The organism is Pseudomonas quasicaspiana (genome assembly GCF_021147825.1).
Lineage (GTDB): Bacteria > Pseudomonadota > Gammaproteobacteria > Pseudomonadales > Pseudomonadaceae > Aquipseudomonas > Aquipseudomonas quasicaspiana.
Genome location: NZ_JAGTPI010000040.1, coordinates 1 through 14,732, shown reverse-complemented (window position 1 = coordinate 14,732; position 14,732 = coordinate 1). Strand labels below are relative to the sequence as shown.

The window sequence follows — 14,732 nt, the reverse complement described above, 5'->3', positions numbered from 1 at the left end:
TGGCGGCGAGTATACCAGCCACCCGACGATTCGCAGAATGTGACCTAAAGCCACGCATGACGGATTGAGAGCGAAGCGCCGACGTTGCTACTGCAGCCTCTCATATTGATCATATGAATCGCATGACAACGTCGTAGAGCAGGTTGAATCAGGCTAGAAAGGGGAAGAACGCTGGGCGCCGGATGAATCGCTATTGATCCGGCGTAACTCGCCCTGCAGGTGCAGGCTCCAGATAGGCATATCGTCTGTTTCTTCGTAACCGCTGGAAGTCAGACTCTCGGCAATCGCCAACATCACTGACTCGGCAGCCGGAGCCCCGGGAAAAGGCCCTTGAGTCTTGATTGCAGAGGGTTGTTCCCCAGTCATGCCAGCAGCAAATAGCAACGTCCACATGCCATTGTCACCAGAAAGGGGGCGTATCACACATTCGATCCGGGTCATCAGACCCAGGCATTGGCGGGTAAGGCAGAGGCTACGCGACATGGCGAGCTCCTCGTTGGCTACGGTGTTCGCCGCATTGAAAATGCTTTAAGGCGCGTCAGTCCCTTTGACAACCGTGGTACGGAAACAGGATAGAGGAAAAGATGAATTGGGAAAGTTGAGGGGATGAACGGCGCATCGGTAGCCATCGAAGTCTGTAGGAGCTGCCGAAGGCTGCGAAGCGATGCTCCTGACACTCCGTCGTTCGCAGCCTTCGGCAGCTCCTACAGGAATCGTGCTGAATTGAGGACCGGTGGGAGCGAATTCATTCGCGAAGGGGTCTGCACGGTCAACATCATCGTCGGCTGACATACCGTATTCGCGAATGAATTCGCTCCCACAGAAGGCGTTGCCACTTCCGTGGTTAAGCCTTGAGTTCCGGTGCCAGTTGCGCAGGCTCCTTCTCCAGCTCCTCTCTGAGATCGTCATCGCTGAGCATCTCGGCGATATCACGCAGACGCTCGACGACACGGGCATTGATGCTGCCTTCCGGGAACTCGCCGTTCTCGTCCGGCTCACCGGCAGGCTCGCCCACCAACAGGCTCAAGGCTTCATCCGCCTGACGCACTGCATAAACGTGGAATTGCCCGGCGCGTACGGCTTGCAGCACACGCTCATCAAGCATCAGTGTCGCCACGTTGGCCTGCGGGATGATTGCGCCCTGCTCGCCGGTCAGACCGCGTGCCTCACAGAGTCTGAAGAAGCCTTCGATCTTCTCGTTGACCCCGCCCACCGCCTGCACTTCACCGAACTGGTTGATCGAGCCGGTGATTGCAAAGCACTGCTTGAGCGGGGTTTTCGACAAAGCCGAAATCAGCGTGCACGCCTCGCCCAACGACGCACTGTCGCCATCCACGTAACCGTAAGACTGCTCCAGCGCGATACTCGCCGAAATCGCCAACGGAAATTCCTGCGCATACCGGCTACCCAGATAGCCAGTCAGGATCATCACGCCTTTGGAGTGAATCGGCTGGCCGAGGTTAACCTCACGCTCGATATCGACGATGCCGCTGCCGCCCGGATAGACCGTGGCGGAAATCCGCGCTGGCACCCCGAAGGCCGAATCACCCACTTCCAGCACCGTCAGCCCGTTGCACTTGCCAACCGCCGCACCGTCAGTGTCGATGAGGATGATGCCAGCCATCATGTCGTCGAGAATCCGCGCAGACACACGACCGGTCCGCGTGGCCTTGGCCTTGAGTGCTCGTTCGATATGGCCCGCGTCGGTCTGCTCATCGTTAGCCAACTGGCGAATGAAATCCGCCTCGCTGACCAACTGGAACAAATCACCGATTCGCGCCGAGAGACGCCCCTGATGCTCGGCCAGGCGAGCGCTGTAGGTCGCCAGACGCGCCACCGCGTCCGCCGTCAGTGGCGCCATGCCCTCTTCCGAAGTACGGGTCTTCAGCAACTGGGCGAACTGCTCAAGAGTTTCGTCGTACATCGGGATGTCTTCATCGAAATCCACCAGCACCCGGAACATCTCCTGAAAGTCCGGATCCAGGTCCTGCAGCGTGTAATACAGCGACCGCGCACCGATGATGATCACTTTGACCTGCAACGGGATCACTTGCGGCGTGAGGCTGACCGTAGCCAGACGCCCCATCTCACCCAGCGGGGATTCCATTTTCAGTTTGCGCGATTGCAGGGCGCGCTTGAGGGCGTCCCAGACAAAAGGCTCGCTGAGCATTTTCTCCGCTTCGAGAATCAGGAACCCACCGTTGGCGCGATGCAATGCACCTGGCCGCAACTGGCGGTAGGTGGTGTAAAGCGCGCCCTGATCGGTGCTGTATTCGATACGGCCAAACAGGTTGTCGTAAGTCGGATGCGGCTCGAACACCACCGGAGCGCCGCCGCTGGCTGCGTGACCCACCACCAGACTCGGGCTGTATTGCTCTTCAAGCAGCTTGCGCGCCTGAGCATCGGTCTTGCTGTCGTCGACCAGTTGCTCGACCACGGTCTTCAACAGGTAAACCTGCATCGCCTGCAAATACGCACAGACCGCCGCGTTCTCCGCGTACTGCTCGGACAATGGTGCCAACAGTGGCTGAAGCGCCAGGGTGATGGTCTCTTCGTTCAACTGACGCAGTTGATTACTGGACTCGCGCTTCCACTGCGGCAGGCTGGCGAGCTCTTCGTTCAACCGCTCTTCAAGTGCCGAGATGTCTTCGTGGAAGCGCTCGCGATCAGCTTCAGGCAGTTGCGAAAACTCGGCTTCATCCAGCGCCTTGCCGTCCAGCATCGGGGTAAAGGCGATATTGGTGCTGTCGCGGTACAGAGCGATGTCTTTTTCCAGCGCCAGACGCTCGATGACGTCCAGTGCCTTGTCGTACCGCTGGTTGAAAGCGCGGTCGATGGCACTTTTCTTTTGCTGGTACGACGGGTGCTCGAAAACGGCCGGAAAGGTCGACAGCAAGTTATCGATCAAACCACCAATATCAGTGATGAACTGATGCGCGCTGCCCGGTGGCAACTCCAGTGCACGGGGCTCGCGGGGTTCGTCGAAGTGGTTGACGTAAACCCAGTCGCTGGGGGTTTGAAGACGCTTGCCTTCGGCCTTGAGGTATCGCTTCACGAACGAGAAGCGACCGGTACCGGGCTCGCCCATGACGAACACGTTGTAACCGGGGCGCGGCATGGCCACACCGAATTGCAGGGCTTCTACTGCTCGTTCCTGGCCGAGCACACCGCGAAAAGGCTCCAGATCATTGGTCGTCGAAAAGCTGAACTGTTCAGCGGAAAAAGGACGCGTCAGCGCTTCAGGCGCAAGACGCAGGCTGGCAGCAACAGTATCGGGCATCGGGCATCCTTACATCAGGCGGGGCAGATGGCGGCATTCTGGCGCTCGCTGGACTCGACTTGCAAGACAGTAAAAAACTCAAGTCGTCACAAACCCTGCGGTACGCTGGCCAGAGCGTTATATCAATGAGCTTTTTTTGATGAACATTTTGTAATAAAAGGCGGAACCCTTGGATAGCGCCTAAGCTCCAACTTTGGCGCACCAGACATTTAACGCTGGCCGCCTTGGCGCAACTTAAGCCATGAACCCTGACCCTTGGTTGAATATAAAGAGAATAAAGCTATGAAACGGATTCTTCTTGGTAGTCTCTTCGCAGCTGTTTCCATCAACGCTATGGCCCAGGCTCCTGGTGGCCCGGACTGCGGCTGGGGCAACATGTTGTTCGAAGGTCAACGCGGTACTCCCGCTCATTTCCTCGCATCAACCACTAACGGTACTTCGGGCAACGCCACTTTCGGCATGACCTCGGGCACCAACGGCTGCTCCACCAACAGCGCACTGACCTACGGCGGTAAATCCTGGATTGCCATGAACGGCATGATGGACGAGCTCTCCAAGGACATGGCCATGGGTCAAGGCGAAGCACTGACTACTTACGCGGTAGTGCTGGGCGTTGCACCGGAAGACCGTGCGCATTTCGCCGCCGTCACCCACGAGCACTTCAACCAGATTTTCAGCAAGGCAGACGCCACCGCTGAAGACGTTCACACCAACACCCTCGACGTACTGAAAAACGATCCAACCCTGGCCAAGTACGCTACCCAGGCATAAGCTCGTTGCGCCCGCCCTCCCACTCGGGGGGCGGGCTTTTTGTTGTGTTCACGCGCTAGACTGCTGACTTCCCGATCTCCTGACGATCTCTTGAATAGTTGCTTTCCATGCTCAAACGCCTTGTGTATCTGGCGCTCTGCGTCTGCACCCCGCTGTCCGCCGCGCAACACGCGAGCGATGAACGTTTGCAGCAACTGGCCAATGAGCCATTCTGGATTTCATTAGGGCATTACGAGACCGCCAAGCTGGGTGGCTGGCGCAGCTATGTCGATGACCCAAAATTCTTTCTCTCGGCCAACGGTGAGCACGACCCGAAGGCGGAGCTGAGCGCTACCGTTGACGCCCTCTATGCCCCGGCAAGCGCGGGCGAGAAGCACGCCCAGTGCGTCTACCCGGCACGCACTCGCTGGCTGAAGGATCAATTGCAGCTCAAAGACCTGCCAGCCGTAGAGTGCAAAGAGTTCACTCAATGGTTCAAGGACGTTGCCCCTGACAGCGCCGTAATGATCTTCCCCGCTGCCTACCTGAACAGCCCGTCATCCATGTTCGGCCATACGCTGCTGCGCATCGATCAGGCTGATGTCAAAACCAACAACACCGCGCTGCTCAGCTATGCAATCAACTTCGGTGCTTACATCGAAGGCATGGACAACAGCATTCTGTACGCCTGGAAGGGCTTGGCTGGCGGCTATCCCGGCCTGTTCGCGCTGGTGCCTTACCAGGAAAAACTGTCGGAATATCGCAGCCTGGAAAACCGCGACCTATGGGAATACCACCTCAACCTGACCCCGGAAGAAACCGGGCGCATGGTTGAACACGTGTGGGAGCTCAAGCAGATCCGCTTCGGTTACTACTTCTTCGATGAAAACTGCTCTTATCGGCTACTGGAACTGCTGCAGGTTGCTCGCCCCGGCTTGAAGCTCACCGAGCAATTCCCGCTGACCGCCATCCCGACCGATACCGTCAAGGCCGTCAAAGCTGCTGGCCTTGTGGACAAGATCGACTACCGTCCTTCTCGGGAACGCGAACTGCTTGAGCGTGCAAAACCGCTGAACAGCTCCGAGCAGCAATGGGTTCTGGATGTCAGTGCCGATCAGAAGCAACTGCAAAATCCAGAATACCTTGCTCAACCCAAAGAGCGTCGCGCTTTGATTCAGGATGCCGCGTATCGCCTGGAACGCTATCGCGCCAACGGTCAGGAACGTGATGCCGGGCGCGCTCAGCGCAGCTTCGAGCTACTGCGTGCAATCAATCAGAACCCGCCGCCCGCGCTGGACATCCAGCGTCCCGGTTTACCTGAAGACGGTCACGAGTCCCGTACCTGGCAAGCCGGCGTCGGTACCCGTGATGACAAGGCCTTTGCAGAGTATGGCTTGCGCATGGCCTATCACGATCTCAACGATAACGCCTACGGTTTCCCGCTGGGGGCGCAGATCGAAATCCTGCAACTCAAGCTGCGTCAGTACGAAGGCAATCACTGGCAACTGCAGCAACTGGATCTGGCGACGATTCGTTCGCTGACGCCGCGCAATGCGCTGCTGCAACCATGGTCGTGGCAAGTGACTGGCGGTCTGGAGCGAGTACTCGGTAAACACGGCGATGAAACGCTGGTTTCCCATGTGAACGGCGGCGCAGGCGGGACATGGCAGTTGGGCGAAGACGTGCTGGGTTTCGCGCTGGGCACCGTTCGTGTCGAGCACAACAACGACTTCGCGGAGTTCATCTCACCCGCTGCGGGCTTCAACACCGGCGTGTTGTGGCGTAATCCGCTGGGTAACCTGAGCCTTGAAACCAAGGGCGACTATTTCACCAACGGCGAAGTCCGCCGCAGCATCAGCCTCAACCAGCAGTGGGAGCTGTCACGCAATATAGGCCTGCGCCTGAGCGCACAGCGCGAGTTCAGCCAACTGAGCTCACCGCAGAACGAAGTGATGCTTGAGGTGAAGTGGTATCACTATTAACGGGTACTGGGATATCCACGCTGGAACAGCTGAACACCGATCATTGTGGGAGCGAATTCATTCGCGAATATGGCGGATGCGGCACCGTATCAATACCTGAATTGACACCGAACCCGCCCCACCGCCTTCGCGAATGAATTCGCTCCCACACAGACTGTGTGAGAACGTAGCGAGCGACGGCAAGACAAGGCGCAACGAGCGGAGCGAGTAACAGCCGCAGGCTGGCCCCGAGGGTGAGCAAAGCGAATCAAAACAGCCGAAAAACGGCCGGGGTCGCGTCCGACTCTAGTGTCTAAATGAGCATTTTTCGGCTGTTTTTAACGCGGTATTGTGCGCGCAACACCGAAGGTGCCCAGCCTGCAGTAGTTTTCACACAGTCTGAACAGGTCCTGAACAGGGCACAACGCTGGTGGACATACAGCTAATTCGACGAAACTAAACTCACCCTGCCATGGCCCAACTTCCATTAGAGGAGAAAAACCATGAGCCGCGCCTTCGTCAACGAAGACAACGCCGCTGCGGATGCCGACCAGCCGGTCGAGCGCCTGATCAGCGAGCAACCCAATTACGTCACCGCGAGCGGTCTGGAGCATTTGCAGCGCCGCGTCGCCGAACTCCAGGCCCATCACAGCGAGATCGCGGCACTGGATCAAGACAACGACAAACAGCATCTGGCTGACCTCGAACGTGACCTGCGTTATTTCAATCAGCGCCTGCTAAGTGCGCAAGTAGTGACTCCCGCGATTTCGACCGAGAAGGTTCAAATCGGCAGTTGGGTGACATACGCGGACGAGCACGGCACTGAACACCGCGTGCAACTGGTGGGCGAGGATCAGGCTGATGCAACAGCCGGACTCATCAACTGGGCCTCGCCGCTGGGCCGTGCCTTGATTGGCGGGCAGCTGGGTGATGAAGTGCTCTGGAAGCGCCCCGCCGGAGATCAGGATATCGAGATTATTCTGATTGAACCGGATGCATAAGGTACGCCGCCCGGCAGGAGCGAACTTGTTCGCGAGGCGATGTACCTGACACGCCCCGTCGTCTGTCTCGCGAACAAGTTCGCCGCTACCGGACGCTCTACATCTTGATAGGCGAACATTGCTGCCAAAAAAAACGGAGCCCGTAGGCTCCGTTTTTTGATACCACCTGAATATCAGGCCAGTTTCTTGTGGCGTACCCGATGCGGCTGGGCCGCAGCGTCGCCCAGGCGCTTCTTGCGGTCGGCTTCGTACTCGGTGTAGTTGCCTTCGAAGAACACTGCTTGCGAATCATCTTCGTAAGCCAGGATGTGGGTCGCAACCCGGTCCAGGAACCACCGATCGTGAGAGATCACAATGGCGGCGCCAGGGAAGTCCAGCAGTGCTTCTTCAAGCGAACGCAGGGTTTCCACGTCGAGGTCGTTGGACGGTTCGTCGAGCAGCAAGACGTTGCCGCCTTCCTTCAAGGTCAACGCCAGGTGCAAGCGACCACGCTCACCACCGGAGAGGTCCTTGACGAACTTCTGCTGATCACCGCCCTTGAAGTTGAAGCGGCCGACATAAGTGCGTGACGGGATTTCGTAGTTGCCAATACGGATCTGGTCGGAACCGTCGGAGATCTGCTGGAACACAGTCTTGCTGCCATCTAGGTCGTCACGGCTCTGATCAACGCAAGCCAGTTGCACGGTTTCACCGATCTCGATGCTGCCAGAGTCCGGCGTTTCCTTGCCCATCAACATGCGGAACAGGGTCGATTTACCGGCACCGTTACCACCGATGACGCCCACGATTGCGCCTTTAGGCATGGCAAACGACAGGTTGTCGATCAGCACGCGATCGCCGTAACCCTTGCTGACGTTCTTGAATTCGATGACCTTGTCACCCAGGCGTGGACCGGCCGGGATATAGATCTCGTTGGTTTCACTGCGCTTCTGGAATTCCTGCGATTGCATTTCTTCAAAGCGTTGCAGACGAGCCTTGGACTTGGACTGACGTGCCTTGGCACCTTTGCGAACCCATTCCAGCTCTTCTTTCATAGCCTTTTCATGGGCCGACTGCTGCTTGGACTCCTGGGCAAGACGATCGGATTTGGCTTCCAGCCAGCCCGAATAGTTGCCCTCGTAAGGAATGCCAGCGCCGCGGTCGAGTTCCAGAATCCAGCCCGCGACGTTATCCAGGAAGTAACGGTCGTGCGTGATCGCAACCACGGTGCCCGGGAAATCGTGCAGGAAGTGTTCAAGCCAGGCTACCGAATCGGCGTCCAGGTGGTTGGTCGGCTCGTCGAGCAGCAGCATGTCCGGCGCGGACAGCAGCAGGCGGCAGAGGGCTACACGACGTTTTTCACCACCGGAAAGCACTTCAACCTTCGCATCCCACGCTGGCAAACGCAGCGCATCGGCGGCGACTTCCAGTTGGCGGTCCAGATTGTGGCCATCGGAGGCCTGGAGGATGGCTTCCAGCTTCGCCTGCTCGGCAGCCAGCTTGTCGAAGTCAGCATCAGGGTCTGCATATTCTGCATACACTTCATCAAGACGCGCCTGAGCGTTCTTGATCACACTGACCGCTTCCTCAACCACTTCACGCACGGTCTTGGTCGGATCAAGCTGCGGCTCTTGAGGCAGATAACCGATGTTCAGTTCAGGCATCGGACGTGCTTCACCGTCGAACTCGGTGTCGACACCCGCCATGATTTTCAGAAGAGTGGACTTACCCGAACCGTTCAGACCGAGCACGCCGATCTTGGCGCCCGGGAAAAACGACAGGGATATATTTTTGAGAATTTCCCGCTTCGGCGGCACAACTTTGCTCAGCCGATGCATGGTGAAGACGTATTGGGCCATGGGATGAAAACCTGGGTTTATGACTGTTGAATAGGGACGCGAGCTTGGCGCTACGACGCAAAAAAACGTTTTATTTGTCGACGGCACTTGCCGTTGGACGGTTCCACGCCTTGAATTATCTACATCGCAGGATGTGAGGGCCGTGGAACCAGATCAAAGTTTGCAAGCAGTGGAGTCACTCATGCAGAAGTCGGCAGAGGCTGCGCGTTGGGCAAAGCTACCCGAATGCGGGCTTGAGGGCAAACCATCTGAGCCAGCAGGGCTGGCACTTAGCCACAACTCAAGGCATGCTAGCCGCCCTTTGGGCGTCGGCATATAGTTCGCCCGCATTCGCGGCAGCGCAGCCCGATGCTATCGTTTTCAAACAGCCTGTTCAGTTCAGTAGTCAGGATCAATGTTGCCAACATCAACTCCCCCATCTCAATCGAGCGCCACCAGGAGCGCAGCAGCGGTGCCTTTGCGCGGGTCATTGAAAGGCATGCTGGCAGCGCTGGTGTTGATGATGCTTGCACTGATTCTTTGGCAGTTGATTGATCAGTACCAACAGAACCAGGATCGCCAACGCCATCGCAGTCTCGACTACAGCGTGCAGCTGGCGGACCGCTTGAGCCTGAACATGGAGCTGAGTGCTCAAGTGGCGCTCAATTTGCTGAGCCGCAGCAGCCCACAGGAGCCTCAGAGCCCGGAGCAGAAAATAAAGCTGTTGGACGACTTGCGTCATTCGCTGCCCTCTTTGCGCAGCATTGCGTGGCTGGACGCGAGCGGCAAGGTCACAACAGACAGCCTGGATGCTTCCACCGACGCCTTGTTTCTCAAGCAGACGGTCCAACAAGCCATGGGCCGGCCTTTTTATTACGACAACAGTGAAGACGGCTCGCAGATCTACCTGCTGATCCAGCATCCCGGTAAAAGCAACCAAAGCTATTGGGCACTGCGTTTGAGCCCGGACGTCCTCAAGCCCCTGACGCGTCAGACGCGCCAGGGTTTCCAGCCGCTCTGGCGCCTGGAGAACCGCTCCACTGATCGCCTGTTATTTCGCGACAAAACCATCGAGCATGAACCGCTGGTGAGCAGCATTGGCGAGATCGAGAGCGTGCTGCTTCAACCTCTGACCAATAGTAATTGGCAGCTACGCGGCCAGTTCGACGTCAGCAAGGCGCGTGAACAACTGCTCGGGCCGTTGATCGGCAAATGCGTGATTAGCCTGCTTTGTTCAATCCTGCCGTTATTCGCGCTGTTGAGCCTGCGTCGACGTCAACGTCAGCTCCACGAGAGCAGACGCCGCTATCAGGATATTTTCGAAGGTGCTGGCGTCGCCATCTGCGTGCTGGATATGTCAGACCTGCCCGGCTATCTCGAAACACTGCAAATCGATAACAGCCAGGGACTGAATGAACTGCTCAAGGCCCAGCCCGGGCAACTCAAGGCGCTGCTGCGTAAATTGCGTATTACCGAAGTCAATCAGGTCGCATTGAGCCTGCTCAACGTCAAATCCAACGATCAGGCATGGCAGCACGTTATAGAAGGCGGGCAGCGAAGCCATCAAGGGATTGGCGAGCAACTGATCCACGCGGTGCTGACCCGAAAAAACCAGCTGGAAATCGAAATCCGCCTGACTCGGGATCGCGGTGAAGATCAATACCTGTGGCTGGTGGTGCGCCTGCCTGAAGACCGCGAGGACTTTAATTCCGTCATCCTGAGTATTGGCGACATCACCAGCCGCAAGCGGGTCGAGCTGTCGCAGCAGGAGCGCGAAGGGTTCTGGTCGAATGTGGTGCGCACCGTACCGGACCATCTGTATGTGCAGGATGTGCTCAGCCAGCGGATGATCTACAGCAACCACAATCTTGGCCAGACACTCGGTTACAGCAGGACGGAACTGCTGCGCATGGGCGAGTTTTTCTGGGAGATGCTGCTGCACCCCGATGACGCCGAGCGATATCAGGACATGCGCCTGCGCCAGCGTCACCGCGGTCACAGCGAACTTCTGCAATGCCAGTTGCGCTTCCGTGGCCGTGACAACAAATGGCGGCGTTTCGATATCCGCGAGCAGGCGCTTTCCCGGGATCTCGATGATCAGGTCACGCGCATCATCGGCGTCGCCAAGGACATCACCGAACAGCTGGAAGCCAGTGAGTCCCTGCGTGACAGCGAACAGCGCTACCGCATGCTGGCCGAAAGCATCAGCGACGTGATTTTCTCCACCAACAGCAAACTCACGCCCAATTACGTCAGCCCTTCAGTGCAGGGCGTGCTCGGCTACAGTGCCGAATGGATTCTCAAGCACGGCTGGAAATCTACCGTCGCCAACCCGCAGCAACTGACAGGCGTGTACGCGCTGATGGATCGCATCCGCAAAGTACTGAAAAAGCCGGAAGCACTGGCGACCTTGCGCCAAGAGATCCCGACTCAGTTATTCCTGTTTGACTGCCTGCGCGCCGATGGGCGGAAAATCCCTATCGAGCTGCGCCTGGTACTGGTCTGGGACGATCAGGGTACGTTCGAAGGCATCCTTGGCGTGGGACGTGATATCAGCCAGCAGCGTCGGGCTGAAAAAGACCTGCGCATGGCCGCTACCGTATTCGAACACTCGACTTCAGCCATCCTGATTACCGATCCGGCTGGCTACATCGTGCAAACCAACGAGGCGTTCAGCCGGGTCAGCGGTTACACCGCAGCACAGGTGCTCGACCAGCTACCGACTCTGCTGACCGTCGATAACCAGCAGGAAGCGCACTTGCGCTACATCGTCAAACAGCTGAGTCAGCACAGCAGTTGGGAAGGCGAAGTGTGGCTCAAACGTCGCAACGACGAACACTACCCGGCATGGGTCGGCATCACGGCAGTACTGGATGACGAAGGCGATCTGGCCAGTTACGTCTGCTTCTTCACCGATATCAGTGAGCGTAAGGCCAGTGAGCAACGCATTCATCGCCTGGCTTACTACGACGCCCTGACCCACCTGCCAAACCGCTCGCTGTTCCAGGATCGCCTGCACTCAGCGCTGCAGCATGCCGAGCGGCAGAACGCCTGGGTCGTGTTGATGTTCCTCGACCTTGACCGCTTCAAGCCGATCAACGACTCCCTGGGACACGCGGCCGGTGACCGCATGCTCAAGGAAATGGCCACGCGCCTGCTGGCGTGCGTTGCCGATGACGACACAGTTGCCCGCATGGGCGGCGACGAGTTCACCTTGCTGCTGCAACCGAGTCCGACTCGGGAGCTCGCCCTGAACCGCGCCATTCACGTTGCCGAGCAGATCCTGACCAGCCTGGTCACACCGTTCGTCCTTGAAGGGCGGGAGTTCTTCGTGACCGCCAGTATCGGCATCGCCCTCAGCCCTCAGGACGGTAACGAACTGAGCCAGTTGATGAAGAACGCCGACACCGCGATGTATCACGCGAAGGAAAACGGCAAAAACAACTTCCAGTTCTATCAGGCCGACATGAACGCTTCGGCGCTGGAACGCCTGGAGCTGGAAAGCGACTTGCGCCATGCACTGGAGCAGCAGGAATTCACCCTGTTCTACCAGCCTCAGTTCAGCGGCGACGGCAAGCGCCTCACGGGTGCCGAAGCCTTGTTGCGCTGGCGTCATCCACGTCGCGGACTGGTCTCGCCAAACGAGTTCATTCCCGTACTGGAGGAGCTCGGGCTGGTGGTGGAAGTGGGCGACTGGGTACTCACCGAGGCCTGCAAACAGCTCAAAGCCTGGCACCGGGCCAAGGTGCGCGTGCCCAAGGTCTCGGTCAACATTTCCGCCCGGCAATTCGCTGACGGCCAGTTGGGTAACCGGATCGCCAATATTCTCCAGGAAACCGGGCTGTCCCCTGCCTGCCTTGAACTGGAGTTGACCGAAAGTATTCTGATGCGCGAAGTCGGCGTGGCGATGCAGATTCTCGACGGCCTGAAGCGCCTGGGCCTGAGCATTGCGGTAGATGACTTCGGCACCGGCTATTCGTCGCTGAACTACCTGAAACAGTTCCCCATCGACATCCTCAAGATCGACCGGACCTTCGTCGACGGTCTGCCTTCGGGCGAGCAGGACGCACAGATCGCCCGCGCCATCATCGCCATGGCCCACAGCCTGAATCTGGCGGTCATCGCCGAGGGCGTCGAAACCCACGAGCAGCTCGAGTTTCTGCGCGAGCACGGCTGTGACGAAGTGCAAGGCTACCTCTTCGGCCGCCCGATGCCAGCCAGCATGTTCGAGGCGCAGTACAGCAATGATGCGCTGTTTATGTTTGATTGAGAGGGACAGCTACAAGCTACAAGCTACAAGCAAGGGCAAGGGCAAGGGCAAGGGCAAGGGCAAGGGCAAGGGCAAGGGCAAGGGCAAGGGCAAGGGCAAGGGCAAAAGCAGAACGGCTTTTGCTTGAAGCTTGCAACTTGTAACTTGAAGCTGCTTCTAGACAACATGACTGCGTTTCATATCACTCCAGAAAGCGCTTGGGTTAGAATGCCCCCCTTTTCTGCCCCCGATCCCTGAGGACCGCCATGTTCAGCCGTGATTTGACTCTCGCCAAGTACGACTCCGATCTCTTCGCCGCGATGGAGCAAGAAGCCCTGCGCCAGGAAGAGCACATCGAGCTGATCGCTTCGGAAAACTACACCAGCCCAGCGGTGATGGAAGCTCAGGGTTCGGTCCTGACCAACAAATACGCTGAAGGCTACCCGGGCAAGCGTTACTACGGCGGCTGCGAATACGTCGACGTGGTTGAGCAACTGGCCATCGACCGCGCCAAAGAACTGTTCGGCGCCGATTACGCCAACGTTCAGCCACACGCTGGTTCGCAAGCCAACAGCGCCGTTTATCTGGCTCTGCTGCAAGGCGGCGACACCATTCTGGGCATGAGCCTGGCCCACGGCGGTCACCTGACCCACGGCGCCAGCGTCAGCTCGTCGGGCAAGCTGTACAACGCCGTTCAGTACGGCATCGACGCCAATGGCATGATCGACTACGACGAAGTCGAGCGCCTGGCTGTTGAGCACAAGCCAAAAATGATCGTGGCCGGTTTCTCTGCCTACTCGCAGATTCTCGACTTCCCGCGCTTCCGCGCAATCGCTGACAAGGTTGGCGCTTACCTGTTCGTCGACATGGCCCACGTAGCCGGTCTGGTTGCTGCTGGCGTTTACCCGAACCCGGTGCCTTTCGCTGACGTCGTGACCACCACCACGCACAAGACCCTGCGCGGTCCACGTGGCGGCCTGATCCTGGCTCGCGCCAACGCCGACATCGAGAAGAAGCTGAACTCTGCAGTTTTCCCAGGTGCCCAAGGCGGCCCACTGGAGCACGTGATTGCCGCCAAGGCCGTATGCTTCAAGGAAGCGCTGCAGCCTGAGTTCAAGGCTTATCAGCAACAAGTCGTGAAAAACGCCAAGGCCATGGCCGGTGTATTCATCGAGCGCGGTTTCGACGTGGTTTCCGGCGGTACTGAAAACCACCTGTTCCTGCTCTCGCTGATCAAGCAGGACATCTCCGGTAAAGACGCAGACGCCGCTTTGGGCCGCGCGTTCATCACCGTAAACAAAAACTCCGTACCTAACGACCCACGTTCCCCGTTCGTCACTTCCGGCCTGCGCTTCGGCACACCGGCAGTCACCACTCGTGGCTTCAAGGAAGCAGAGTGCAAAGAGCTGGCAACCTGGATCTGCGACATCCTGGCTGACCTGAACAACGAAGCCGTGATCGACGCAGTCCGTGAAAAAGTAAAAGCCATCTGCGCCAGACTGCCGGTATACGGCGCTTAATCAGCCCCGTTTGCAGCAGTAACAAAAAGCCCCGGTTCGCGAGAGCCGGGGCTTTTTCGTGGACGCCGTATATGATCTGAAACGCAGAACCTGTAGGAGCGCGCTTGCCCGCGATTCGATCTGTCACTCGATGAATATATCGCCTGTGCTGACG

The 14,732-nt window shown here is 58.1% G+C and carries 9 protein-coding genes; 6 read left to right on the top strand and 3 right to left on the bottom strand.

What is annotated here, in order from left to right; genetic code table 11:
* Positions 1 to 153 precede the first annotated feature (153 nt).
* Both KDX30_RS20350 and KDX30_RS20345 read right to left on the bottom strand, forming a co-directional pair.
* On the bottom strand, positions 154 to 483 hold the full coding sequence (locus tag KDX30_RS20350) for a PA4575 family protein (protein WP_027901845.1): 330 nt from the start codon (positions 481 to 483) through the stop codon (positions 154 to 156).
* A 361-nt stretch (positions 484 to 844) separates the two neighbouring features.
* Positions 845 to 3,280, bottom strand: coding sequence for a Lon protease family protein (locus tag KDX30_RS20345; RefSeq protein WP_027901844.1), 2,436 nt, complete (start codon positions 3,278 to 3,280; stop codon positions 845 to 847).
* A 282-nt stretch (positions 3,281 to 3,562) separates the two neighbouring features.
* Here KDX30_RS20345 and KDX30_RS20340 point away from each other — a divergent pair, with 282 nt between their 5' ends.
* From KDX30_RS20340 to KDX30_RS20330, 3 genes are all read left to right on the top strand, one after another.
* Positions 3,563 to 4,051, top strand: coding sequence for a DUF3015 domain-containing protein (locus KDX30_RS20340; protein WP_027901843.1), 489 nt, complete (start codon positions 3,563 to 3,565; stop codon positions 4,049 to 4,051).
* A 107-nt stretch (positions 4,052 to 4,158) separates the two neighbouring features.
* The gene (locus tag KDX30_RS20335; protein WP_231677341.1) at positions 4,159 to 6,012 is read left to right on the top strand and encodes an Lnb N-terminal periplasmic domain-containing protein; all 1,854 of its coding nucleotides are present in this window, start codon (positions 4,159 to 4,161) and stop codon (positions 6,010 to 6,012) included.
* A 482-nt stretch (positions 6,013 to 6,494) separates the two neighbouring features.
* The gene (locus KDX30_RS20330; protein ID WP_027901841.1) at positions 6,495 to 6,992 is read left to right on the top strand and encodes a GreA/GreB family elongation factor; all 498 of its coding nucleotides are present in this window, start codon (positions 6,495 to 6,497) and stop codon (positions 6,990 to 6,992) included.
* Between the two features lie 173 nt (positions 6,993 to 7,165).
* On the opposite strand, the gene ettA is transcribed toward KDX30_RS20330, so the two are convergent.
* Positions 7,166 to 8,830: an energy-dependent translational throttle protein EttA gene (gene ettA, locus KDX30_RS20325; protein ID WP_027901840.1), complete on the bottom strand. Its 1,665-nt coding sequence runs from the start codon at positions 8,828 to 8,830 to the stop codon at positions 7,166 to 7,168.
* Between the two features lie 397 nt (positions 8,831 to 9,227).
* Here ettA and KDX30_RS20320 point away from each other — a divergent pair, with 397 nt between their 5' ends.
* The 3 genes from KDX30_RS20320 to glyA all read left to right on the top strand — a co-directional run bounded on the left by KDX30_RS20320 (position 9,228) and on the right by glyA (position 14,578).
* Entirely contained in the window at positions 9,228 to 13,079 is a 3,852-nt protein-coding gene (locus KDX30_RS20320; protein WP_231677340.1) for a sensor domain-containing protein, read from the top strand.
* Positions 13,054 to 13,206, top strand: coding sequence for a hypothetical protein (locus tag KDX30_RS20315; RefSeq protein WP_231677339.1), 153 nt, complete (start codon positions 13,054 to 13,056; stop codon positions 13,204 to 13,206). The genes KDX30_RS20320 and KDX30_RS20315 overlap by 26 nt, the downstream gene beginning before the upstream one ends.
* A gap of 118 nt (positions 13,207 to 13,324) precedes the next feature.
* On the top strand, positions 13,325 to 14,578 hold the full coding sequence (gene glyA / locus KDX30_RS20310; protein WP_099271024.1) for a serine hydroxymethyltransferase: 1,254 nt from the start codon (positions 13,325 to 13,327) through the stop codon (positions 14,576 to 14,578).
* The last annotated feature ends 154 nt before the right edge of the window (positions 14,579 to 14,732 follow it).

Excerpts from the sequence above, each read along its gene's own strand:
- KDX30_RS20350 (WP_027901845.1), bottom strand. The coding sequence starts at position 483 with ATGTCGCGTAGCCTCTGCCTTACCCGCCAATGCCTGGGTCTGATGACC.
- KDX30_RS20345 (WP_027901844.1), bottom strand. The coding sequence starts at position 3,280 with ATGCCCGATACTGTTGCTGCCAGCCTGCGTCTTGCGCCTGAAGCGCTG.
- KDX30_RS20340 (WP_027901843.1), top strand. The coding sequence starts at position 3,563 with ATGAAACGGATTCTTCTTGGTAGTCTCTTCGCAGCTGTTTCCATCAAC.
- KDX30_RS20335 (WP_231677341.1), top strand. The coding sequence starts at position 4,159 with ATGCTCAAACGCCTTGTGTATCTGGCGCTCTGCGTCTGCACCCCGCTG.
- KDX30_RS20330 (WP_027901841.1), top strand. The coding sequence starts at position 6,495 with ATGAGCCGCGCCTTCGTCAACGAAGACAACGCCGCTGCGGATGCCGAC.
- ettA (WP_027901840.1), bottom strand. The coding sequence starts at position 8,830 with ATGGCCCAATACGTCTTCACCATGCATCGGCTGAGCAAAGTTGTGCCG.
- KDX30_RS20315 (WP_231677339.1), top strand. The coding sequence starts at position 13,054 with ATGATGCGCTGTTTATGTTTGATTGAGAGGGACAGCTACAAGCTACAA.
- glyA (WP_099271024.1), top strand. The coding sequence starts at position 13,325 with ATGTTCAGCCGTGATTTGACTCTCGCCAAGTACGACTCCGATCTCTTC.